The 239-nt window shown below is 62.3% G+C and carries 1 pseudogene; it reads right to left on the reverse strand.

The features are described 5' to 3' along the window. Positions 1 to 200: pseudogene (locus tag SB753_RS40980) on the reverse strand (porin); the annotation flags it as partial. Positions 201 to 239 lie beyond the last annotated feature (39 nt).

Consider the following 239-nt stretch of genomic DNA (forward strand, 5'->3'; position numbering starts at 1 on the left):
GCCTTGCGCGTAGCCGCTCGCCATTTCCCACACTGCACCGTGTCCGGCGTTGTTGGTGTAGTCGAGGCCTTCGTCGAGCACGCCGTACAGCGTGTCACGCTGCTTTGCGCGAACGCGCAGGGACTGGCCAGCGAGGCGAGGGCGGCAATAGCGCCCGCAATGGCCTTGGCATTAGCAGTGGCGAACAGGTTCTTTCTCATCATCGTGAACTCCAGACGTTGGTAATGAGCGGCCCGATG

The organism is Paraburkholderia sp. SIMBA_053 (assembly GCF_046534895.1).
Taxonomy (GTDB): domain Bacteria; phylum Pseudomonadota; class Gammaproteobacteria; order Burkholderiales; family Burkholderiaceae; genus Paraburkholderia; species Paraburkholderia caledonica.